The 19,295-nt window shown below is 45.7% G+C and carries 13 protein-coding genes; 4 read left to right on the forward strand and 9 right to left on the reverse strand.

Going from position 1 to position 19,295, the window contains the following annotated elements; genetic code table 11:
* Window positions 1–5: 5 nt before the first annotated feature.
* From accB to ACLD71_RS08395, 3 genes are all read right to left on the reverse strand, one after another.
* The gene (gene accB / locus ACLD71_RS08385; protein WP_411994153.1) at window positions 6–458 is read right to left on the reverse strand and encodes an acetyl-CoA carboxylase biotin carboxyl carrier protein; all 453 of its coding nucleotides are present in this window, start codon (window positions 456–458) and stop codon (window positions 6–8) included.
* A gap of 35 nt (window positions 459–493) precedes the next feature.
* Entirely contained in the window at window positions 494–940 is a 447-nt protein-coding gene (aroQ, locus tag ACLD71_RS08390) for a type II 3-dehydroquinate dehydratase (protein ID WP_137673831.1), read from the reverse strand.
* A gap of 143 nt (window positions 941–1,083) precedes the next feature.
* A complete protein-coding gene (locus tag ACLD71_RS08395) occupies window positions 1,084–2,469 on the reverse strand; it encodes an MATE family efflux transporter (RefSeq protein WP_411994156.1) in 1,386 nt (461 codons plus the stop codon).
* A 142-nt stretch (window positions 2,470–2,611) separates the two neighbouring features.
* On the opposite strand from ACLD71_RS08395, the gene ACLD71_RS08400 reads away from it, so the two are divergent.
* Window positions 2,612–3,454 (forward strand): AraC family transcriptional regulator, encoded by an 843-nt coding sequence (locus ACLD71_RS08400; protein ID WP_137673833.1) that lies wholly within the window; start codon window positions 2,612–2,614, stop codon window positions 3,452–3,454.
* 9 nt (window positions 3,455–3,463) lie between these two features.
* On the opposite strand, the gene ACLD71_RS08405 is transcribed toward ACLD71_RS08400, so the two are convergent.
* Window positions 3,464–4,105 carry a TetR/AcrR family transcriptional regulator gene (locus ACLD71_RS08405; protein ID WP_411994158.1) on the reverse strand — a complete coding sequence of 214 codons (642 nt, stop codon included), beginning with the start codon at window positions 4,103–4,105 and terminating at the stop codon, window positions 3,464–3,466.
* Between the two features lie 178 nt (window positions 4,106–4,283).
* On the opposite strand from ACLD71_RS08405, the gene ACLD71_RS08410 reads away from it, so the two are divergent.
* On the forward strand, window positions 4,284–5,522 hold the full coding sequence (locus ACLD71_RS08410; protein ID WP_303515790.1) for an efflux RND transporter periplasmic adaptor subunit: 1,239 nt from the start codon (window positions 4,284–4,286) through the stop codon (window positions 5,520–5,522).
* 8 nt (window positions 5,523–5,530) lie between these two features.
* Window positions 5,531–8,716, forward strand: a complete 3,186-nt coding sequence (locus ACLD71_RS08415) for an efflux RND transporter permease subunit (protein ID WP_137673836.1) — start codon at window positions 5,531–5,533, stop codon at window positions 8,714–8,716.
* Between the two features lie 80 nt (window positions 8,717–8,796).
* Here the strand turns inward: ACLD71_RS08415 and ACLD71_RS08420 are convergent, their stop codons facing one another.
* The 5 genes from ACLD71_RS08420 to ACLD71_RS08440 form a co-directional block, all read right to left on the reverse strand.
* A complete protein-coding gene (locus ACLD71_RS08420) occupies window positions 8,797–9,162 on the reverse strand; it encodes a rhodanese-like domain-containing protein (RefSeq protein ID WP_174235952.1) in 366 nt (121 codons plus the stop codon).
* Window positions 9,163–9,320: 158 nt separating this feature from the next.
* Complete coding sequence (acs, locus tag ACLD71_RS08425) at window positions 9,321–11,273, reverse strand: acetate--CoA ligase (protein WP_137673837.1); 1,953 nt, start codon at window positions 11,271–11,273, stop codon at window positions 9,321–9,323.
* Window positions 11,274–11,561: 288 nt separating this feature from the next.
* Window positions 11,562–12,368: a family 16 glycosylhydrolase gene (locus ACLD71_RS08430; RefSeq protein ID WP_411994161.1), complete on the reverse strand. Its 807-nt coding sequence runs from the start codon at window positions 12,366–12,368 to the stop codon at window positions 11,562–11,564.
* 157 nt (window positions 12,369–12,525) lie between these two features.
* Window positions 12,526–13,158 carry a 3'-5' exonuclease gene (locus ACLD71_RS08435; protein WP_137673839.1) on the reverse strand — a complete coding sequence of 211 codons (633 nt, stop codon included), beginning with the start codon at window positions 13,156–13,158 and terminating at the stop codon, window positions 12,526–12,528.
* Between the two features lie 8 nt (window positions 13,159–13,166).
* Complete coding sequence (locus ACLD71_RS08440; protein ID WP_411994163.1) at window positions 13,167–14,966, reverse strand: DUF294 nucleotidyltransferase-like domain-containing protein; 1,800 nt, start codon at window positions 14,964–14,966, stop codon at window positions 13,167–13,169.
* A 367-nt stretch (window positions 14,967–15,333) separates the two neighbouring features.
* Here ACLD71_RS08440 and ACLD71_RS08445 point away from each other — a divergent pair, with 367 nt between their 5' ends.
* Window positions 15,334–18,855, forward strand: coding sequence for a NahK/ErcS family hybrid sensor histidine kinase/response regulator (locus ACLD71_RS08445; RefSeq protein ID WP_411994165.1), 3,522 nt, complete (start codon window positions 15,334–15,336; stop codon window positions 18,853–18,855).
* The last annotated feature ends 440 nt before the right edge of the window (window positions 18,856–19,295 follow it).

Here is a 19,295-nt window from a genome sequence, read left to right on the forward strand (position 1 = left end):
CCTCTTTATTCGATGATGAATAGCGGTTCATCAAATTCAACAGCTTCACCGTCGTCAACTAAGATGGCTTTTACTATGCCAGCTTTGTCAGCATCAATCTGGTTCATCATTTTCATTGCTTCAATGATGCACAACGTATCGCCTACGTTTACTTGCTGGCCTTCTTGTACAAACGGTTGTGCTTCAGGTGAAGATGAACGGTAGAAAGTACCTACCATTGGCGATAGCATTTTGTGACCAGATGCCACAGCTTCGCTGGCAGCTGGCGCTGCAGGAGCATTAGCAGGTGCGGCAACTGGCGCTGGCGCAGCAATAGGTGCTGGGGCGTATACTGCTTGCGCTGCACCACTAAAATTACGGCTAATGCGTACTGCTTCTTCACCTTCAGTGATTTCTAATTCAGCTACACCAGATTCTTCAACTAATTCGATTAATTTTTTAATCTTGCGAATATCCATAAGGGCTCTCTTTATCGTATTAGGTTAATTAACAACTATTGCTGCAGCTTGTTTAAGGCTGCAGTCAAAGCAAATTGATATCCTTGGCTACCCAAGCCACAAATCACTCCCTCAGCTTTGTCTGCTAAGTAAGAGTGATGGCGGAAGGGTTCACGTGCATGCACGTTAGACAAGTGAATTTCTATAAAAGGAATATTCACACCTAGCAGAGCATCACGCAGTGCCACACTGGTATGAGTAAAAGCCGCAGGATTGATGATAATGAAGTCAATCTCGCCCATGGCTTGATGAATGCGATTAATCAGCTCGCCTTCGATATTGGATTGAAAATCCTGAAGGCTAACACCCATGTCATGGGCTTGAATGCGTAGCTGCTCAACAATGTCGTCTAAACTCTGGTGACCGTAAACCTCGGGTTCACGCTTACCAAGAAGATTAAGATTTGGACCATTGAGTAACAAAATAGAGAATTTATTAGTCATTTTCGTTGAAAAGCCAGCTTAAATTATAGAACGTGTCGATTTCTGAAGATTAGCACATTTATCAATGGTAAATGTGCTAAGTCATCGACATTTTCGGTAATTATAGTGTTTTCGCAGAAAATGGCAGCATTTTTCTGGTCTAATCAGTTCGTTTCGGCGAGAGGCTCTGTTGTTAGGTTACGTAGCCATTTCTTTTGGTTCATTCGCCAAAAGCACAACATAGCCTTAAATACTTCTTCGCTTAGGGCAATACAGAAGGCAGTAATTAAGCTCACATCAAACACAAAGATTGCGATAGACGTTAGCATTAAACCCACTCCCCATTGGCAGAAGGTATCCGACATTAAGCAAAAACCATTATCACCACCACTACGTAAAATACCGTTAATTAGCACCATGTTGAAGATGCGTAACCAGGTAGAGGCGGCCAAAATTAGCACCAATTGTTGTGCTAGCTCCAAGGTTTCAGACTCTAGCGCGCCAAACAAGTTCAATAAAGGGTAGCTTAATAGCCACACTGCAACACCAATAGCGATAGCGGCAATTGGGCTAACCAGTAAGGCTAAACGAGCATCTACCCAAGCTTGGTTAAACTGGTTCGCGCCTAGTTTATTACCCACCATAATGGAACAAGCAGCAGAAAAGCCCATGAAACAAGATATAGCCATGCCTTCAATAGGGCTGATCAAGCTCATTGCTGCTAAGGCATTGGTGCCTAGCTGACCATATAAGGTGGCAAATACAAATACACCGCTAGACCAAATGCTAAAGTTGATCACTAAAGGTAGTGCCAGCTTGGCGTATTTGTTTACTTCTGCGCGGCTAAATTGCCAAAAACCAATCATTGATACTTTTAGTAGTGGGTGCGATTGCCACCATAAACTGGTAACCAAAACGACAAGCTGCAACAAGCGGGCAATCACTGTTGCTACGCCTGCGCCAACAATGCCCATTGCAGGGATGGGTCCAAAGCCAAAAATAAGCACTTGGTTTAATAGAATATTAGCGACTACCGCAAAAATACTAATGTACAGCGGGAGTTTGGTATTGCCGCTAGCACGCAAGGCAGACTCAATTACAATCACGGGGAGGGTGAATAAGATCATCAACGCGGTGGCGCGAATGTAGTCACTGCCAATGGCAACCAAATGTACGTCGCTGCTGCCCCATTGCATAATGGTGCTTGGGCTGAAGATCATAAATGCCAAGGTAGTAAGGGTAAAAATAAGCCCTGCGTAAAACGACAGTGCCACAGTACGGCCAATGGCGTTCCAGTTCTTAGTTCCCCAGTGCTGAGCACTTAAAATAGCGCAAGCAGTAGAAAAGCCATTCAAGATGACAATTGCCACAAAAAACGCACGACCAGCGTAACCTACTGCTGCCACTTCGGCATCACCTAAAGTAGCAACCATAAGCACATCCACTAGGCCTAACAGGCTTAGCAGTACTGCTTGTAAAGATATTGGCCAAGCTAGGCGCCAGAACTGCTCTAGCCATGAGCGATTCAATGTAATAGGAGATGCTTGCATAACAACCTCAAAACGTGACTTGCATCAGATAAAAGCTATCCGCTTGAAAACGGTAGCCAGAAATTATGGGCGCGATACTATCTTATATAAAAGAACTTCCACATAATTGAAGCTATCTAAAATATGTTCAAAACTATCATTTATGAATGAGCGGCATTGGCAAGACAAGTTTGATATAGGCTCCGCCTGCGTTGAGCGTTTTTTAACCACCGAGCGTTTTTCTGAGCTGGCTAAGCTTCAAGTTAATTTAGCGGGGGTATCTTATATTCGAGGCGAGTACTTCGTTAGTCGGCGAGCCCCGCAAGAACACTCAATTTTAATTTCTATGGCTGGTGTTGGTAGTTTGCATACGCCAGAAGGACGACAACGCTTAGGACCCAATGAAGTGGTTATTCTGCCCGCAGGAACCGATTATTCGTTTAGCTTGGCGAGTCATTTTTGGCGGCATAATTGGTTTCAGTTTTCGGCTGATATTTCTTGGTATCGTTTCCCTAAAAAAGCCAAGGTAATGAAGATTAATTCCAGCCAAAATATTGATAAGTGTTTGAAGCTACTACTAGATGAAGAAGGAAAAACCAAGGCCGATCCACTGGTGGAATCAGCGTTAACCCAGTTGCTTAAACGCTATTTATTGCAGCTGCTCAAACCTTTAAAGAACCAAGAGCCTAGTCCGTTACATAATTTGGAGCAGCAATTGCGCTCTTCATTGCACTATCCGTGGACTGTGAGCGAGATGGCCCAGCGTTTATCAGTATCTGAAGCGCATTGTTATCGCTTATTTCAACAAGAGTTTAAATGTAGCCCTAAGCAATACCTTACTCGTTTACGCTTAGAGCATGGCAGCTATCTATTACGCGAAAGCCGCTGGTCTATCGACGTTATTGCTAGCCAGCTGGGCTATCAAGACGGCTTTGCTTTTGCGCATCGCTTTAAGAAAAGCTTTGGGGTTTCTCCGGGGCGTTATCGTAGGCAAAGCCAAGCTTAGCGTTAAATATTATCGTTGCAAGCTGGCAGCCAATTTGGCCACGCTCACTCGCTTAAAAGTGTCTAAAGTAAGTTCTGCCACTTGTTGCAACTGTTGTTGGCTTGCGCCGTTAGTGGCATGCACATTTAAACCTTGTAGAACGGTGGCAAGATAATGGGCTAGCGCTTCTGGGTCAGCATCTGGGGCTAAATCTTGCTCTTGTTGGGCGCGTTCGAAGCGTTGTTGAAGGGCAATACTGCCTTCGGCTCGGCGAGCTTTAAGGGCTTCTTTAATGGTTCTGGCCGACTCGCTGCAAGATAAGGCTCCTTGCACAATCACACAACCTTGTGGTTGGTCTGGGTCGCTTAAGTTAGCCACCGCACCCTTCAACATAAAATCAACTACATCGTAAATGGTCGGTTGCTCCAGAGCGGGGTAAAAAAAGGCTTGGGGACGTTTTTCGTAGAGTTCTATCGCTTGCAGAAATAGTTGTTCTTTATTGCCAAATGCAGCGTACATACTGGGTTTATTAATGCCCATTGCTTGGGTGAGCTCATTGAGTGAGGCGCCTTCGTAACCTTTTTGCCAAAACACCTCTAGCGCTTTTTCTAATGCATCTTCTGCATCAAAACTACGTGGGCGACCGATATGAGAACAACATTTGGGAGACATTTTGTAACCTTGGTTTACTTTCTACGCTGATCATAGCTAAGCCAAATAGCCCTGTCTAGATAAATGCATACCGAGCGGTACAAAAAGTTCTTGATCTTGATCATGTTTCAGAACTAATATACCAAGCAGTACAAAACATCTAGTAATTATCAATTATTCATCACTTGAGGGATCAGAGATGGCTTCAGTTTTTGATTTAACAAAAATCATCGCAATAAGTGCATTAAGCATATCGTTAATTGGCTGCGGTAAACCCGAAGCGGCTACTCAGCAAACCCCTCCACCTCCCAGTGTAGATGTTGCAGAGGTTCTGCTAGAACAAATTACCGAAACAGATTTTTACACCGGTCGCTTACAAGCTCCGCAAACCGTAATGGTGGTACCGCGTGTATCGGGCTATATCGACCAAGTGTTGTTTAATGAGGGCAGTGTAGTAACAAAGGGCGAAGTGCTATTTAAAATAGATAATCGTATTTTTGCTGCTGAAGTTGAGCGTTTAGAAGCCGAATTAGTGAGCGCTAAAAGTAGCTTAGATTTGGCGAAAAAAGGCTATAAACGGGCCCAAGCTTTGAATAAGAAAAATGCTATCTCAGACGAAATCTTAGATAGTCGCTTCTCTGCAAGGGAGCAAGGTGCAGCGGCAGTAGCTTCAATCACCGCGGCCTTATCTCGCGCTCGCCTTGATTTAGATTTTACCGAAGTACGCGCTCCCATCGCCGGTCGGGTCTCTAATGCGCTGATCACCGAAGGTAACTACGTAAACCTAGGGTCAAGTCAGTTAACCCGGATTGTATCTATCCAGCATATGTATGCTTATTTTGACGTGGATGAACAAAGCTTTCTTAAATACCAAGAGCTGAACAATGTGATTCCATTGTCTGACAGTCAAGATTCGATTGCCGCTGTGCAAATGGCCTTGGCCGATGACAGTGTATTTAAACACTTGGGTAAGATTGATTTTATTGATAACGCCTTAACTGGTGCAACTGGCACCATTCGCTTACGTGCTCGCTTTAACAATCAAACTGGCGAATTACGCCCTGGTATGTTTGCTCGTTTGCAAATTGCTGGCAGTAGCCGTTACCAAGCAGTGTTGATTGACAACAAAGCGGTAGGCACTGACCTCAATAACAAGTTTGTTCTGGTATTAGACGACAATGACCAAGTGCAATACCGCCCCGTGGTATTAGGTGAGCAAATCAATGGCTTGCGAATTGTGTCGCAGGGTTTGTCTGGTTCAGAGCGGATTGTGGTTAACGGCATTCAGCGAGTGCGCCCACAAATGCAAGTTACCCCGGTACCTGCCAGCATGGCCAGTGACGAAGTCATATCGGAGCTTCGTCAGTCTCAACGTTTGTTAGAACAGCAGCATCAACAGTTAAGTCTTAATGCCAAGTTATCAGTTCAACAAGGATAAGTTAGCTTATGTTTTCTCAGTTTTTCATTAAACGGCCGATCTTCGCCGCAGTTATCTCCTTGCTAATGTTTATTGGTGGAGCAATTGCAGTGTGGCAATTGCCTATTACCGAATACCCCGAAGTGGTGCCGCCTACCGTAGTTGTGACTGCAAATTACCCAGGCGCCAACCCAAAAGTGATTGCCGAAACCGTGGCTTCGCCGCTGGAACAGGAAATTAACGGCGTAGAAGATATGTTGTATATGTCTTCGCAGGCGACCTCTGATGGCCGTATGACTCTGACAGTGACTTTTGCCATTGGCACCGATGTAGATCAAGCACAAAGCCAAGTGCAAAGCCGGGTCGACCGGGCGACGCCGCGTTTGCCTTTGGAAGTACAGCGCTTAGGTGTTGTGACCGAAAAATCGTCACCCGATTTAACCATGGTGGTTCACTTAAGTTCGCCTGAAGATCGCTACGACTTATTGTACTTATCTAACTATGCGGCGCTTAACGTAAAAGATGAACTGGCCCGTATTGAAGGGGTAGGCGCGGTGCGTTTGTTTGGCGCTGGCGACTACAGCCTACGTATTTGGTTAGACCCTAATAAAGTGGCTTCGCTGGGGCTTAACCCTAATCAAATTATCGCTTCTATTCGTGAGCAAAACCAACAGGCAGCTGCCGGCAGTTTGGGGGCTCAGCCTAGCGGTGAATCTGATTTTCAGATCCTGATTAATGTAAAAGGCCGTTTAAATACCACCGAAGAATTTGAAGATATCATCATCAAAGTCGGTGATAACGGTGAAGTGAGTCGGCTTAGAGATGTTGCCCGAGTTGAGCTTGGCGCAAGCAGCTACGCCTTACGTTCGTTGTTAGATAATAAAGACGCCATTGCGATTGGGGTATTCCAAGCTTCTGGCTCGAACGCGATTCAAATATCTGAAGACGTACGCGCTCGCATGGCTGAGCTGAAAAAGAGTTTCCCACAAGGCTTGAGCTACGACACGGTATACGATCCCACGGTATTTGTGCGCGGCTCGATAGAGGCAGTAGTCAAAACCTTGTTTGAAGCAGTACTACTTGTGGTGCTAGTGGTGGTGTTATTTTTGCAAACTTGGCGTGCGTCTATTATTCCGTTAGTGGCGGTACCTGTTTCCTTGGTAGGTACCTTTGCCTTTATGCACCTAATGGGTTTTTCGCTCAATGCTTTGTCGTTGTTTGGCTTAGTGCTGGCGATTGGTATTGTGGTGGATGACGCCATTGTGGTGGTCGAAAACGTTGAGCGGAATATTGCCGAAGGCTTAAGCCCGGTGGCTGCGACTCAACAAGCGATGAAAGAAGTGACGGGTCCAATTGTTGCCACTACTTTAGTGTTGGCTGCGGTGTTTATTCCTACCGCGTTTATGTCGGGATTAACCGGACAGTTTTATAAGCAGTTCGCCTTAACCATTACCATCTCAACCTTTATTTCTGCGATTAATTCATTAACTCTGAGCCCGGCGTTGTCAGCGTTATTGTTAAAAGGCCACGATCAGCCTAAAGATCGCCTAACCCGTATTATGGATAGTTTGTTTGGTCGATTTATCTTTGCGCCATTTAACCGCGTGTTTGATAAAGGCGCTAATGCTTATGGCAGTATCATCAAAAAGACCATTCGTTTATCAGCCTTGGTCGGTATTATTTACGTAGGCTTGTTAGGTTTAACTGCTTATCAGTTTGATACTACGCCAACCGGTTACGTGCCGGGGCAAGACAAACAATACTTAGTGGCCTTTGCTCAGTTGCCAGATGCGGCTTCGCTAGAACGTACCGAAGCGGTAGTGAAACAAATGTCGGAAATCGCCCTAGCGCAACCGGGTGTTGAGCATGCCGTCGCCTTTCCTGGCCTGAGCATTAATGGTTTTACTAATAGCCCCAATAGCGCGATTTTATTCACGCCCTTGGCCGATTTTGATCAACGTAAAGATCCAAATTTGTCGGCTAATGCCATTGCTGGTGCGCTCAATCAACAATTTGCCGGTATTCAAGAAGCCTTTATTGCGATATTCCCACCGCCACCAGTGCAGGGGTTAGGCACTATTGGCGGCTTTAGGTTACAAATTCAAGATAGAGCTAACCACGGTTATGAAGAGCTGGCTAATGTCACTATGCAAGTGATGCAAAGAGCCTGGGGCACACCTGCATTAGCAGGAGTATTCTCGAGTTATCAAGTGAACGTACCGCAGTTGGACTTGGATTTAGACCGAACTAAAGCCATGCAGCAGGGTGTATCAGTAGACGAAGTCTTCTCTACCTTGCAAGCGTATATGGGGTCCACCTACGTGAATGACTTCAATAAGTTTGGCCGTACCTATCAGGTAAACGTGCAAGCCGACGAATCGTTTAGGCAATCGCCAGAGCAAATTAGTCAGCTTAAAGTACGCAATATTGATGGTGCTATGGTACCGCTGGGCTCATTTGTTGATGTGGATTATGTAGCAGGCCCAGACCGGGTGATGCACTACAACGGCTATACCACAGCTGAAATTAACGGCGGCCCAGCGCCGGGTTACAGTAGTGGTGAAGCGCAAGCGGCTATCGAGCAAATATTGGCGGAAACTTTGCCAATAGGCATGACTTACGAATGGACCGAGCTAACTTACCAACAGAAGCTGTCGGGTGATACTGCCATGTTGATTTATCCGCTGGTGATTATCTTGGTGTTTATGGTGTTAGCGGCACAATACGAGAGCTTACGTTTGCCAATGGCGATTATTCTGATCATTCCAATGACCTTGTTATCGGCGATTAGCGGAGTATTGCTGTGGGGCGGGGATAACAACATCTTCACCCAAATTGGGTTGATTGTACTGGTTGGCCTCGCGACCAAAAATGCCATTTTGATCGTTGAGTTTGCCAAAGAGCTGCAAGACCAAGGTCGCACCGTGATAGAAGCCGTATTAGAAGCCTCTCGCTTACGTTTGCGTCCGATTTTAATGACCTCAATTGCCTTCATTATGGGAGTGGTACCGATGGTGTTTTCTACTGGAGAAGGCGCCGAAATGCGTCAAGCCATGGGGGTCGCGGTATTTGCAGGTATGATTGGCGTGACGGTATTTGGACTGTTACTCACACCACTGTTTTATTACTTGCTGGCCAAGCGTACACCAAAGCCTAGTGAAGAAGATGATAAACAAGACTTAGCTATAGCAAACCCTGCGTTCATTGCTAAGTGACCCTGTTTTAATCATTACACACTTAAAAGAAAACGCCGCCGCTTGAGACTCAAGCGGCGGCGTTTTAGTTTTTATCTTGGTTATTTAGGCTGAGAGGCTAGCATCTCATTTAGCCCACCACCATTTACCACTTGCTGATAACCCATTGCTTGCAATACCTGCAAGGCGTAACCAGAGCGGTTTCCTGAGCGGCAATATACAACGATTGGCTGGCTCTTATCTTTAGTCACTGAAGCAATTTGCTCTGCAATTGCGGTATGTGGAATGTTATAAGCCTGCTCAATATGACCTTGGGAAAACTCTCCTTCGGTGCGTACATCAATCAATAGGGCTTGTTGTTTAAGTACATTTTGCCAAGCTGTATCTGCGCGTTCCGTCGCCTGAGCCCCGGTAATGCTGAAAATACTGCAAAGCCATAAACAGCTTAATATTCGAATCATCTTCATAATGTTCCTTGTAATGAAGTTAATTTCTGCATCGGTCTAGTTCACAGTAGTGTATCGGCACAGCTTGCTTAATATTTTGATCTAAATTCGCTAGCTGGACAGTTCTTAATCAGCATACACAAAAAAGCCGCTAACTTAGCGGCTTTTTTAATCAGCGCTTAGGCTGCGTTAGATTTTTCTTCTATTAGCTTATCGACTACCGACGGATCGGCAAGGGTTGAGGTATCGCCCAATGAGTCCGTTTCATTGGTGGCAATTTTACGCAAAATACGGCGCATAATCTTGCCTGAACGGGTTTTTGGTAGCGCTTCTGCCCAGTGTAAAATATCGGGAGTTGCGATGGGGCCAATCTCTTTACGTACCCAGGCTTTCACTTCTTTGTGAAGTTCAGCGCTGGCTTCTTCGCCCGCCATAAGGGTGATGTAAGCGTAAATGCCTTGGCCTTTAATTTCGTGTGGTACACCCACAACGGCCGCTTCAGAAATCTTAGGGTGAGCTACCAGTGCGCTTTCAATTTCAGCGGTGCCCATACGGTGGCCACTTACGTTTAACACATCATCTACACGGCCGGTAATCCAAAAATACCCATCTTCGTCACGGCGTGCGCCATCTCCGGTGGTGTAAGTGCCCGGGAAGGTAGAAAAGTAGGTTTGCTCAAAACGTTCATGGTCACCGTAAACGGTGCGCATTTGTCCTGGCCAACTGTCTTTAATAATCAGGTTGCCTTCGGCAGCGCCTTCTAGTTCATTGCCCTCGTTATCAACCAAAGCGGGTTGCACACCAAAAAATGGGCGAGTTGCAGAACCGGGTTTTAAGGCGGTGGCGCCTGGTAGTGGAGTAATTAAAATGCCACCTGTTTCGGTTTGCCACCAAGTATCTACAATTGGGCAACGCTCGTCACCAATCGTGCGGTAATACCATTCCCAAGCTTCTGGATTAATCGGTTCACCTACCGAGCCCATAATACGCAAACTGCTGCGTTTGGTACCTTCGATAGCGGCGTCACCTTGCGCCATTAGCGCGCGAATAGCGGTGGGGGCTGTGTACAATATTGTTACTTGGTGTTTGTCACATACTTCACTCATGCGTGCTGAAGTAGGGTAATTTGGTACACCTTCAAACAAAATAGTGGTGGCGCCGTTGGCCAGTGGTCCATACACCAAATAGCTGTGGCCGGTAATCCAACCTACATCGGCTGTACACCAGTAAATATCGCCAGGGTGATAATCAAATACGTATTTAAAGGTCATGGTAGCGTAAAGTAAGTAACCGCCAGTAGTATGTAATACGCCTTTAGGCTTGCCCGTTGAGCCCGAGGTATACAAAATAAATAGCGGATCTTCGGCATTCATTGCTTCTGGTTCGCAGTCACTGGCTTGATTCTCAGTAATTTCATGCCACCACACATCGCGACCAGCATGCCAGTCTACCGAGCCTCCGGTGCGTTTAAGCACTACGACACTTTTAACAAAGGCACAATCTGGGTTTTCTAAGGCTTGATCTACGTTGGCTTTGAGTGGAACGCCTCGGCCACCACGTACCCCTTCATCGGCCGTAATCACGTATTTGGAGTTTGAGTCGATGATTCGGCCCGATAGGGCTTCTGGAGAAAAACCACCAAACACAATAGAGTGCACTGCGCCAATGCGGGTACAAGCTAACATGGCAACGGCGGCTTCTGGCACCATTGGCATGTACAAACATACCACTTCGCCTTTTTTCACACCTTGTTCTTTTAGCGCGTTAGAAAATTTACATACCTGCTCATACAGTTCGTTGTAAGTAAGCTTACTGTCTTCTGCTGGGCTATCGCCTTCCCAAATTATGGCTACTTCATCACCTCGTTCTTTTAGGTGACGGTCGATACAGTTAGCGCTGACATTTAGCAGGCCATCTTCAAACCATTTAATGCTGACATGGCCTGGGTCGTAAGAGGTATTTTTTACGCTGTTAAACGGTTTAATCCACTCGAGTAACTCACTACCGTGTTTACCCCAAAATTGGTCTGGCTGAGTAATAGACTCTTGGTACATGTCTAAGTACTGTTGGTCGTTTAGTAGGCAGCTTTCTGCAATGTTAGGTTTAACCGGGTACAGCTTCTGTTCACTCATGTTCCTCTCCTTGCTTCCTCTTATCGAGGCGGGATATCGTCAATGACGTCTCGGATTTGGTTCTAGACTCGCACCGACATAGGTTGTCGACAATTAGACTTTTGGTTAATTATTTGTGAAGAATAGTAAAATGCTTTATTAATCAAAGTGATTTTTTCTGTTGCGAGGTCAAACTGAGAGGCGGCTCACGGCGCTTGAACACTAAATGGTTAGTGCTTCTGGTCAGAGTTGTTATAGCGGAAAAGGGTAGGGAGAAACCCCAGCGCTTAGGCTGAGGTTTGAAATAGCTTACTCGCTGTAGTTGGCAGACATACCTTCTTCGGTAAGGCTTAGTACTAGCTTACCGTTAACAATGTTGGCGTTGTTTGGCGAGAACGTCACTAAATTCGAGTCAAAACCCCAGTCGCCTTTACCCCAGCGTTTTTCGTCAAAGTTGTTGAAGTCATCACGCCAAGACAGTGAAAACTCGCCGTTGTCTTGGTATTCGTAGTATTCCATCCAATCAACCACTTGGTGTAGCGGTAAGCTGCTTGCTTGGAATTGTCCTACCCAGCCAATGGCTTCGGAAATCCAAATATTCATTCGGTAGCTTTGTGGTATATCACGCATCGCAATCACTTGCTTAGAGCCGCTGTCGTGGCGAACGGTTTCTCCGTCTACTTGCCAAATAATATCGTTGGGTGTCCAGGTGATGGTGTATTCAACAAACTCTTCAAGTTGAGGAACATTGTGTTTCTTTTCACTGTGTACACGTTTATTCACTTGGCCAGTGATCAAGTTAGTTTGTAATTGGTTTGGGGTTTTACCAATGGCTTCAAAGTCGATTTCGCTCCAAGGGATCCCTTTGCCTTGCCAAGATTCGTTATCGTAGGTAAAAAATGACGATACCACACCAGGGCTAGACACTAGCTTCATACGAGTAACAAATTTGCCGTATAAGACTTTGTCGTTACTATAAACCTCTGCCCCAAACAGCGGTTTGTCGCTGCGATTTAATGCGCCGGTTTGTGCATGTGTATCTTGGTTGGGTTGTTCTGCGACAGCACATGCCGAGAGGACTGCGGAAAGTAAGGTGAGTAGGGCGATTTTTTTCATGAATTGTTCCATACATCATAATAATTGCCCTCAATTTAGCGGCTTGAAGAGGATCTCTCCAGCGCTATATTGGGTCACTTTCTCAGCCTGTGAGTAAGCGCTAGTTTGTTGAAATAACGATGAAATGCTTTGTCATTTTTAATACAAAAAGTGGCACTTATGCGGAGATAGCTTGAGGAATTGCGTGAGTGGGGCGAGGGCCAAACTGTAGCCGCAGATAAATCATTGCCGCGGTAATGGCGTCGTCGATGGCTTGATGGCGTCCAGACAAGGGGATCCCCAAGGTTTGGCAAATATGGACTAAGTCCAAGTTGGGGCTAATACCTACGTGGTCTACATGCACTTTGTCGGCAAACATGCGGCCAACATCGATTAAAGGATTGACCAGCTTAAAGCCATACAATTGGCGACAAAAGCGATTAAGAATGCGTTGGTCGTAAGCTATGTTGTAACCCACGATTGGCCTTGGGCCTATAAAATCTAGCAGTTTGGGCAGTGCTTCTTCTAGCTGACTCGCTTGCTCTAAATCGCTGTGGCGTAAGCGGTGAATTTTTATTGAATCGGCGGCTAATTTCTCTGTGGAGCGCACTTTTACATCGAAACATTGGCTCGACAAAATGCGCTGCTCGCGAATAATGACAGCACCAATAGAAACAATGTCAGCCTGCTTGGTATCTAAGCTGGTGGTTTCTAAATCTAAGGCAACAAACTCTGGACCACGGTAGTACTGAAACAGCGTGGCAAAAGGACTATCTCGATATTTTCGCTGGTAAAGCAAACGTTGCAACATCGAACTACCTAATAATCGCGAATATTAAAGTGTAGGGCTAATAACTGTTTAAACTTCTTCACCACATGCAACCCGTGGCGCAATAAATCCCGTTGGCTATGGTTAAGTTGGTCCACTTTTAGTACGTGATAATCTTGGTTCTCATCCACTGGGAATAGTTGCTGAATGCGCAATTTAAAGAACAACAGTAAAGCTTCTTTAAGGTTAGCAGCGGTATCTTCGTCTAGCACTTTTAGCAAGGCGAGTTGTTCGATTCGTTCAAGGGTATTGGTGGGGGCTATCGAGCCCTCTAAGGCGAGTGCTCTTACCCCATGCACGATGGGGAAAATACCGCCCTTTTTAATATCTAAACCCGCTTGTTTAGACTTAATGTTGCCAAACAAGGTTAAAGGAGTATGGAACTTAAGGGCCGGCTGGGCAAAAAACGCTAGGGTTACACTGCGATTAGCCATTTGTGCCATTAAGTCTTTTCGCAAACGCCGCAGTAGGCTTTTATTACCAGCAATGGCGTGGGCGTCAATCACAATGGCTAGGTTCATCATTGCATCGCCGTGGCCTGTTTCTATCCATTTAGCAATGGTTCGGCTCCATTGACTTTGTTGCTGCACCCATTGCGTGTTGTTCACCATTATGTTGCCAGGGCAAGGCGGGTAGCCTAATTCGAGCAAGTATTCGCTAAACTGATTAAGCTGCTGTTGTTTCTCTGGCCAGTCGTAGCCATCTTCTATCACCAAGCCGTTGTCTTGATCGGTTTTTACTATCTGTTCTCCGCGCCCTTCGCTGCCCATCACCATTAAACAAATATGGTTGTGGTGTTGCTGGGGAATGCTTAGCTCAAATACGCGGCTAATAATCTGCTCATTCATGGTGGCTAGCAGCTTCATAATAAACAGGGTTCGAATACCGTTGTTACACAAATTTTCTACCAAAGTATTGAGGGTATGTGCGGCTTCGCTCAGCTCTTCAATGGTAGAGGCGCGGGCAATGCGCAGAGCCAATACATGTGAATGGGTAGAGAACAGGCTAAGCAGGTGGGCCATTTCGAGTATGCCAATGATCTTCTGCTGATCCTTCACCACTACTCGCTCAATGCTATTGCGAGTCATTAGCAGCATGGCGTTAAATAGAAAGTCACCTTTGTTTACGCTAATTAAATTAAAGTTAGCTAACTGACAAACTGGCGTGTCTAAAGATTGCTGCACCAGTACCGCAGCGTGCAGTAAATCGGTACCGGTTAGCATGCCAAAACAACCATCGTGATTCACCAGCAGTGATTCCAATTTTTGCTCGCGCATAATTAAAGTAGCTTGTTGTAGCGAAGTTTCTCCCTCTATCACAACTGCGGGCTGCACATTGCGTTCATCAATAGTGGTAAGAATAAATTCGGCCAGATTTTTGTTACCTTCGCGCGATTCAACCAATTGATGGCGAGTGGCTAAATCTCGTTGAAAGTAATCACCAAAGTCGCTGTTTTCACTCACTAGCTGGCGAAATATTTGGCTGGGAAGGGCGTAACAAAGGGTTTCTTCTAGGGCGATGTAATCGTGTTTGGCGTAGCCGCCAAATTGCGAGCGAACATCAAACCAGTCTTCTACGGTGTAGTGGGCAAATACTTCATCGTTATTGTCGGCACGCTCTTCTACTTGGCCTTTTATTACAATGAATAAGTCTGCTGCGAGTGCGCCCGCAGTAACAATTTTTTGCTGGCTTTGAAAATAATGAATATCTAGGTTGCTAGACACAAGGTCACGCTGCTTAGGCTCAAGCTGATCAAAGGGCGGGTGCTGAAAATTAAAGTCTGAGCTCATTGCCTCACCTAGCAGTTCGGTAAATTAATCACAGTTAAGCTTGTTCTTTTTTGCTAACGTAACCAAGGCGACTTTAGTCTAAACGTGCGCACAACACGGGTTTAACAGAGTAAAGTGGGCTAAATGAGCACTAGAACAGAATGCAGATGCTTACTCAAAGTGACTTATGAGACTGGGCGGGTCTTTTAATCTCTAACGCACGGCGATAAGCATTTATTTTTTTGAAAATAAAAGCCGAGGAAATGGATTTTAGATGCTGATATGTCGCTGAGTGAAGAGTGAAGTTTGGCGGTTCTATCGTTAATTTGCGGTAGATGATCAGTAATAAATCATTTTGGAAAATGAAAGTCTAGGAAACGGATTTTAGATGCAGATAGTGAGTGAAGGTTGGTTAGTGATTCCCTTGTCTTTGGCATACTTGGGGCTATTGTTTGTTATTGCCTACTATACCGACCAAAACTCTAGTGCTCGCTTACGCTGGCAACCCGCGTTTTATAGCTTTTCTATTGCAGTGTATTGCACCTCGTGGACCTTTTACGGCACGGTGGGGCAGGCCAGCGAAAACTTCCTGTCCTTTATTCCCATTTATCTTGGCCCTGTGCTGCTATTTATATTTGGTTGGAAACTGCTTGCGCGAGTGGTTTTGATCGCCAAACGCGAGCATATCACAACCATTGCCGACTTTATCGCGGCACGTTACGGTAAGTCTCAAACCTTAGCAGTGGTCATCTCACTGATTTGTATCATTGGTGTATTGCCTTATATCGCCCTGCAACTCCGCGCCATTGTTATGGGCTTGGATCTGTTTGGCGGTGAAGCCATGCGCGAAGCGGTGGGTAAGGGCAGCAGCTCACAAATCGCCTTATTTGTGAGTATTGCCTTGGCGATATTTACCATGTTATTTGGCACTCGTCATATTGATGCCACCGAGCACCATCGCGGGGTAATTGTGGCGATAGCGTTCGAATCACTAGTAAAGCTGGTGGCCTTTGTGTGCGTTGGCTTGCTGGCTGTATCGATACTCTGGGACTTACCGCTCGATGCTCAGCAGGCTGTGGGTGAGTCATTCAGTCTTAAGTGGCAAGAGATTAGCTTTGCCGATGTTAGCGATTTAATTGTGGCAACCTTGCTGGCTATGTCGGCGGTGATTTGTTTACCCCGCCAATTTCACGTGACAGTGGTTGAAAACAACCAAGTTAATGATTTAAAAACTGCTCGCTGGTTATTCCCAACTTATTTAGTGCTGTTAGCTATTTTTGTATTGCCTATCGCCTTTGCGGGTGACTACTTGTTACCGAGCAATACCCCTGCCGACAACTACGTGATTAGCCTGCCATTAGCGGCCGGCCAAAACATATTGGGTATGGTGGCCTTTTTAGGTGGTACCTCAGCCGCAAGCGGCATGGTGGTGGTGTCTACCATTGCTTTGGCCATTATGGTGAGCAACGATTTAGTGCTGCCTCTACTGCTTAAACAAGGCGGCTTAAGCCGTCGTAACTTTGCCCAATTTAGTGAATTACTGCTAAACGTGCGTCGAACCACCATTTTAGTCATTTTGCTGCTGGCCTGGGGCACCTTCTTGATGCTGGGTGAGATTAGCAATCTTGCCGATATTGGCTTTTTGTCTTTTGCCGCCATTGCCCAACTGGCTATTCCTTTAATATTTGGTTTGTACTGGCGCGAAGGTAATCGAACTGGTGTGTATGCCGGTTTGTTGGTGGGTATGAGTCTGTGGTTGCTCAACCTGTTAAATATGACCGATAGTTTGAATCCACTTATATTTAATCAGTGGATTGCCGATTGGCTAAGCGCGCCACAGTTACAGGGCCATGCACTTATTTCTAATCAAAATTGGGGCATATTACTGAGTTTGTTAGGAAACTTGTCGGCCTACATTTTAATTTCTAAGCTATCTAGCCCAGCGGTATCAGAGTGGCTGCAAGCCAGTAATTTTGTTGGCCAATCGGGTAAGAGCGATGACGCTGGCGCGCTCTATCAATCGAAAGTGAGCGTAGAAGAGTTACATATGCTGGCGTCGCGCTTTTTGGGCACCCAACGTATCAGTGATGCCTTTGGTAAATATGCCACCTCACGCGGTGTAGAGTTAAGCCCAAACCAGCAAGCTCCGGTAGAATTAATTGCCGAAACCGAGCGTATGTTAGGCGGTGTATTTGGCTCTTCGTCGGCGCGTTTAGTATTAGGCTCAGCCTTGCAAGGTAAGCAAGTTCAGCTAGAAGAGTTTGCTTCTATCGCCGAAGAAGCCTCAGAACTTTTACAGTTTAATAAACACTTATTGCAAGGTGCGATTGAACACATTGATCAAGGCATTGCTATTGTTGATCAAGAGCTCAAACTAGTTTCGTGGAATCGTCGCTATACCGAGCTCTTCGACTTCCCAAACGGCATGATCTCAGTCGGCCGGCCGATAGAAGATTTGATCCGCCATAATGCCGTAAACGGTTTATGTGGCCCGGGTGATATTGAAGAGCATGTAGAGCGGCGGGTGGAGCATTTACGTCGTGGCAATAGCCACACATCATCGCGGATCCGCCGAGACGGCCGGGTGATTCAAGTGCAAGGTAATCCCATGCCAAACGGCGGCTACGTAATGACATTTAGTGACATTACTACCTTCCGCCAAGCCGAAGATATGCTTAAACAGGCCAACGAAATTCTAGAAGCTCGAGTGACACAGCGTACTCAGCAGCTTTCATCAATTAACCAGCAGCTAGTACATGCCACCAGCTCTGCCGAGCAAGCTAACCAATCTAAAACCCGTTTTTTGGCGGCCGTTAGCCACGATTTAATGCAACCGCTTAATGCAGCCAAATTGTTTACCGGTTCACTGTTGGAAGCCGAGTTAGAAAAAGAGGCGAAGTTTTTAGCCGCCAGCATTGATAAATCCTTATATTCTGCCGAAGAAATCATCAGTGATTTGCTGGATATTTCGCGCTTGGAATCTGGCCGAGTAGTGGTGAGTACCGAGCAGTTCGAAATTGGCCATTTACTGGATCATATTCATGCAGAGTTTATACCTCTGGCTCAACAGCAAGGTGTTGCGCTTAAGTTGCAGGCTAGCAAGTTAACCGTGCGCAGTGACAGCAAATTATTGCGTCGAATATTGCAGAACTTTTTAACCAATGCCTTGCGTTATAACCCCAATGGCAAAGTACTGTTGGGCGGGCGGCGTAAAGGTAACAGCCTGCGTTTAGAGGTATGGGACAACGGACCGGGTATTGAAAAAAGTAAACAGCAGCAAATATTTGAAGAGTTTCAGCAGCTACAAAAATCTGGCAGAGCCCGAGAAGAAGGCTTGGGTTTAGGTTTAGCCATTGCTCAAGGTTTTGCCGAATTGCTCGAGATACCGATTGGCGTGGAATCGGTACCCGGTAAAGGCTCGGTATTTTATATCACTGTGCCAGTAGTTGAAGCATTAAACGTGCATAAGCAAGTGAAGCCAGAAGGTGATGCAATTACCACCACTCAAGGCGCGCGAGTACTGTGTATTGATAATGAACCAGACATATTAGTGGGAATGGAGAGTTTACTAAGTCGCTGGGGCTACGAAGTGATTTGCTGTGAAGATGCTGACGTAGCAGAAGAAGTGATAGACGGCGGTTGGGTGCCGGAGCTAATACTCAGCGATTACCACCTTGATTTTGACAAAACCGGATTAGAAGCTCTGCAAAGACTCATTCACGAACGCGGCTTATCGTGTCATGGCATAGTGATTAGCGCTGACAGACAAACTGATCTCATCGACAGAGTACGTGCCCAAGGTTTCGCATACTTGAGTAAACCGTTACGACCACTGCGTTTGAAAAAGCTCTGTCAGCAGCTGCTCAATAGTAAAACGGCGGCTAATTATTGGCTAAAGCCCAATTCCTAGAGCTTGGGGTTTGTTGGGGTTTCACTTTTATTTGATAATTGTTGGAGAGACGTTTTCGATTCCCGTTGTGATTCAAAATCTAGATATTATCGAGACTTTACGTTTGAGTATTACTTTTCAATATTGATTATAAATCAGTAGTTTGCTCTCAAGGTTAAGGCATTCCAAATTAGTAATGACTGCATCTGTTACCTCCGTCTTAGATCTGTTAGCTGATCTTTCAAATTATCTTCAATTTACTCGCCTAGATATCAGTACATTTGTTGAATACTCCTCGGATCCTTGGTCACCTTCACTACGTAAGGGGTGAGCGCCGCATAATCTGAGCTGCTAATTCTGGCCGATACTATACCCACGCCTGACACTATCTAGTGCATGTCGATACCTAATCACTAGTTTCAAATTTATCTATAGCATTCTTATTGTAATAAATAATTATA

The sequence above is a fragment of the Agarivorans sp. DSG3-1 genome (genome assembly GCF_046774965.1).
Lineage (GTDB): Bacteria > Pseudomonadota > Gammaproteobacteria > Enterobacterales > Celerinatantimonadaceae > Agarivorans.

Excerpts from the sequence above, each read along its gene's own strand:
- ACLD71_RS08405 (WP_411994158.1), bottom strand. The coding sequence starts at position 4,105 with ATGTCTCCCAAATGTTGTTCTCATATCGGTCGCCCACGTAGTTTTGAT.
- aroQ (WP_137673831.1), bottom strand. The coding sequence starts at position 940 with ATGACTAATAAATTCTCTATTTTGTTACTCAATGGTCCAAATCTTAAT.
- accB (WP_411994153.1), bottom strand. The coding sequence starts at position 458 with ATGGATATTCGCAAGATTAAAAAATTAATCGAATTAGTTGAAGAATCT.
- ACLD71_RS08410 (WP_303515790.1), top strand. The coding sequence starts at position 4,284 with ATGGCTTCAGTTTTTGATTTAACAAAAATCATCGCAATAAGTGCATTA.
- ACLD71_RS08440 (WP_411994163.1), bottom strand. The coding sequence starts at position 14,966 with ATGAGCTCAGACTTTAATTTTCAGCACCCGCCCTTTGATCAGCTTGAG.
- ACLD71_RS08445 (WP_411994165.1), top strand. The coding sequence starts at position 15,334 with ATGCAGATAGTGAGTGAAGGTTGGTTAGTGATTCCCTTGTCTTTGGCA.
- ACLD71_RS08395 (WP_411994156.1), bottom strand. The coding sequence starts at position 2,469 with ATGCAAGCATCTCCTATTACATTGAATCGCTCATGGCTAGAGCAGTTC.
- ACLD71_RS08415 (WP_137673836.1), top strand. The coding sequence starts at position 5,531 with ATGTTTTCTCAGTTTTTCATTAAACGGCCGATCTTCGCCGCAGTTATC.
- ACLD71_RS08420 (WP_174235952.1), bottom strand. The coding sequence starts at position 9,162 with ATGAAGATGATTCGAATATTAAGCTGTTTATGGCTTTGCAGTATTTTC.
- acs (WP_137673837.1), bottom strand. The coding sequence starts at position 11,273 with ATGAGTGAACAGAAGCTGTACCCGGTTAAACCTAACATTGCAGAAAGC.
- ACLD71_RS08400 (WP_137673833.1), top strand. The coding sequence starts at position 2,612 with ATGAATGAGCGGCATTGGCAAGACAAGTTTGATATAGGCTCCGCCTGC.
- ACLD71_RS08430 (WP_411994161.1), bottom strand. The coding sequence starts at position 12,368 with ATGAAAAAAATCGCCCTACTCACCTTACTTTCCGCAGTCCTCTCGGCA.
- ACLD71_RS08435 (WP_137673839.1), bottom strand. The coding sequence starts at position 13,158 with ATGTTGCAACGTTTGCTTTACCAGCGAAAATATCGAGATAGTCCTTTT.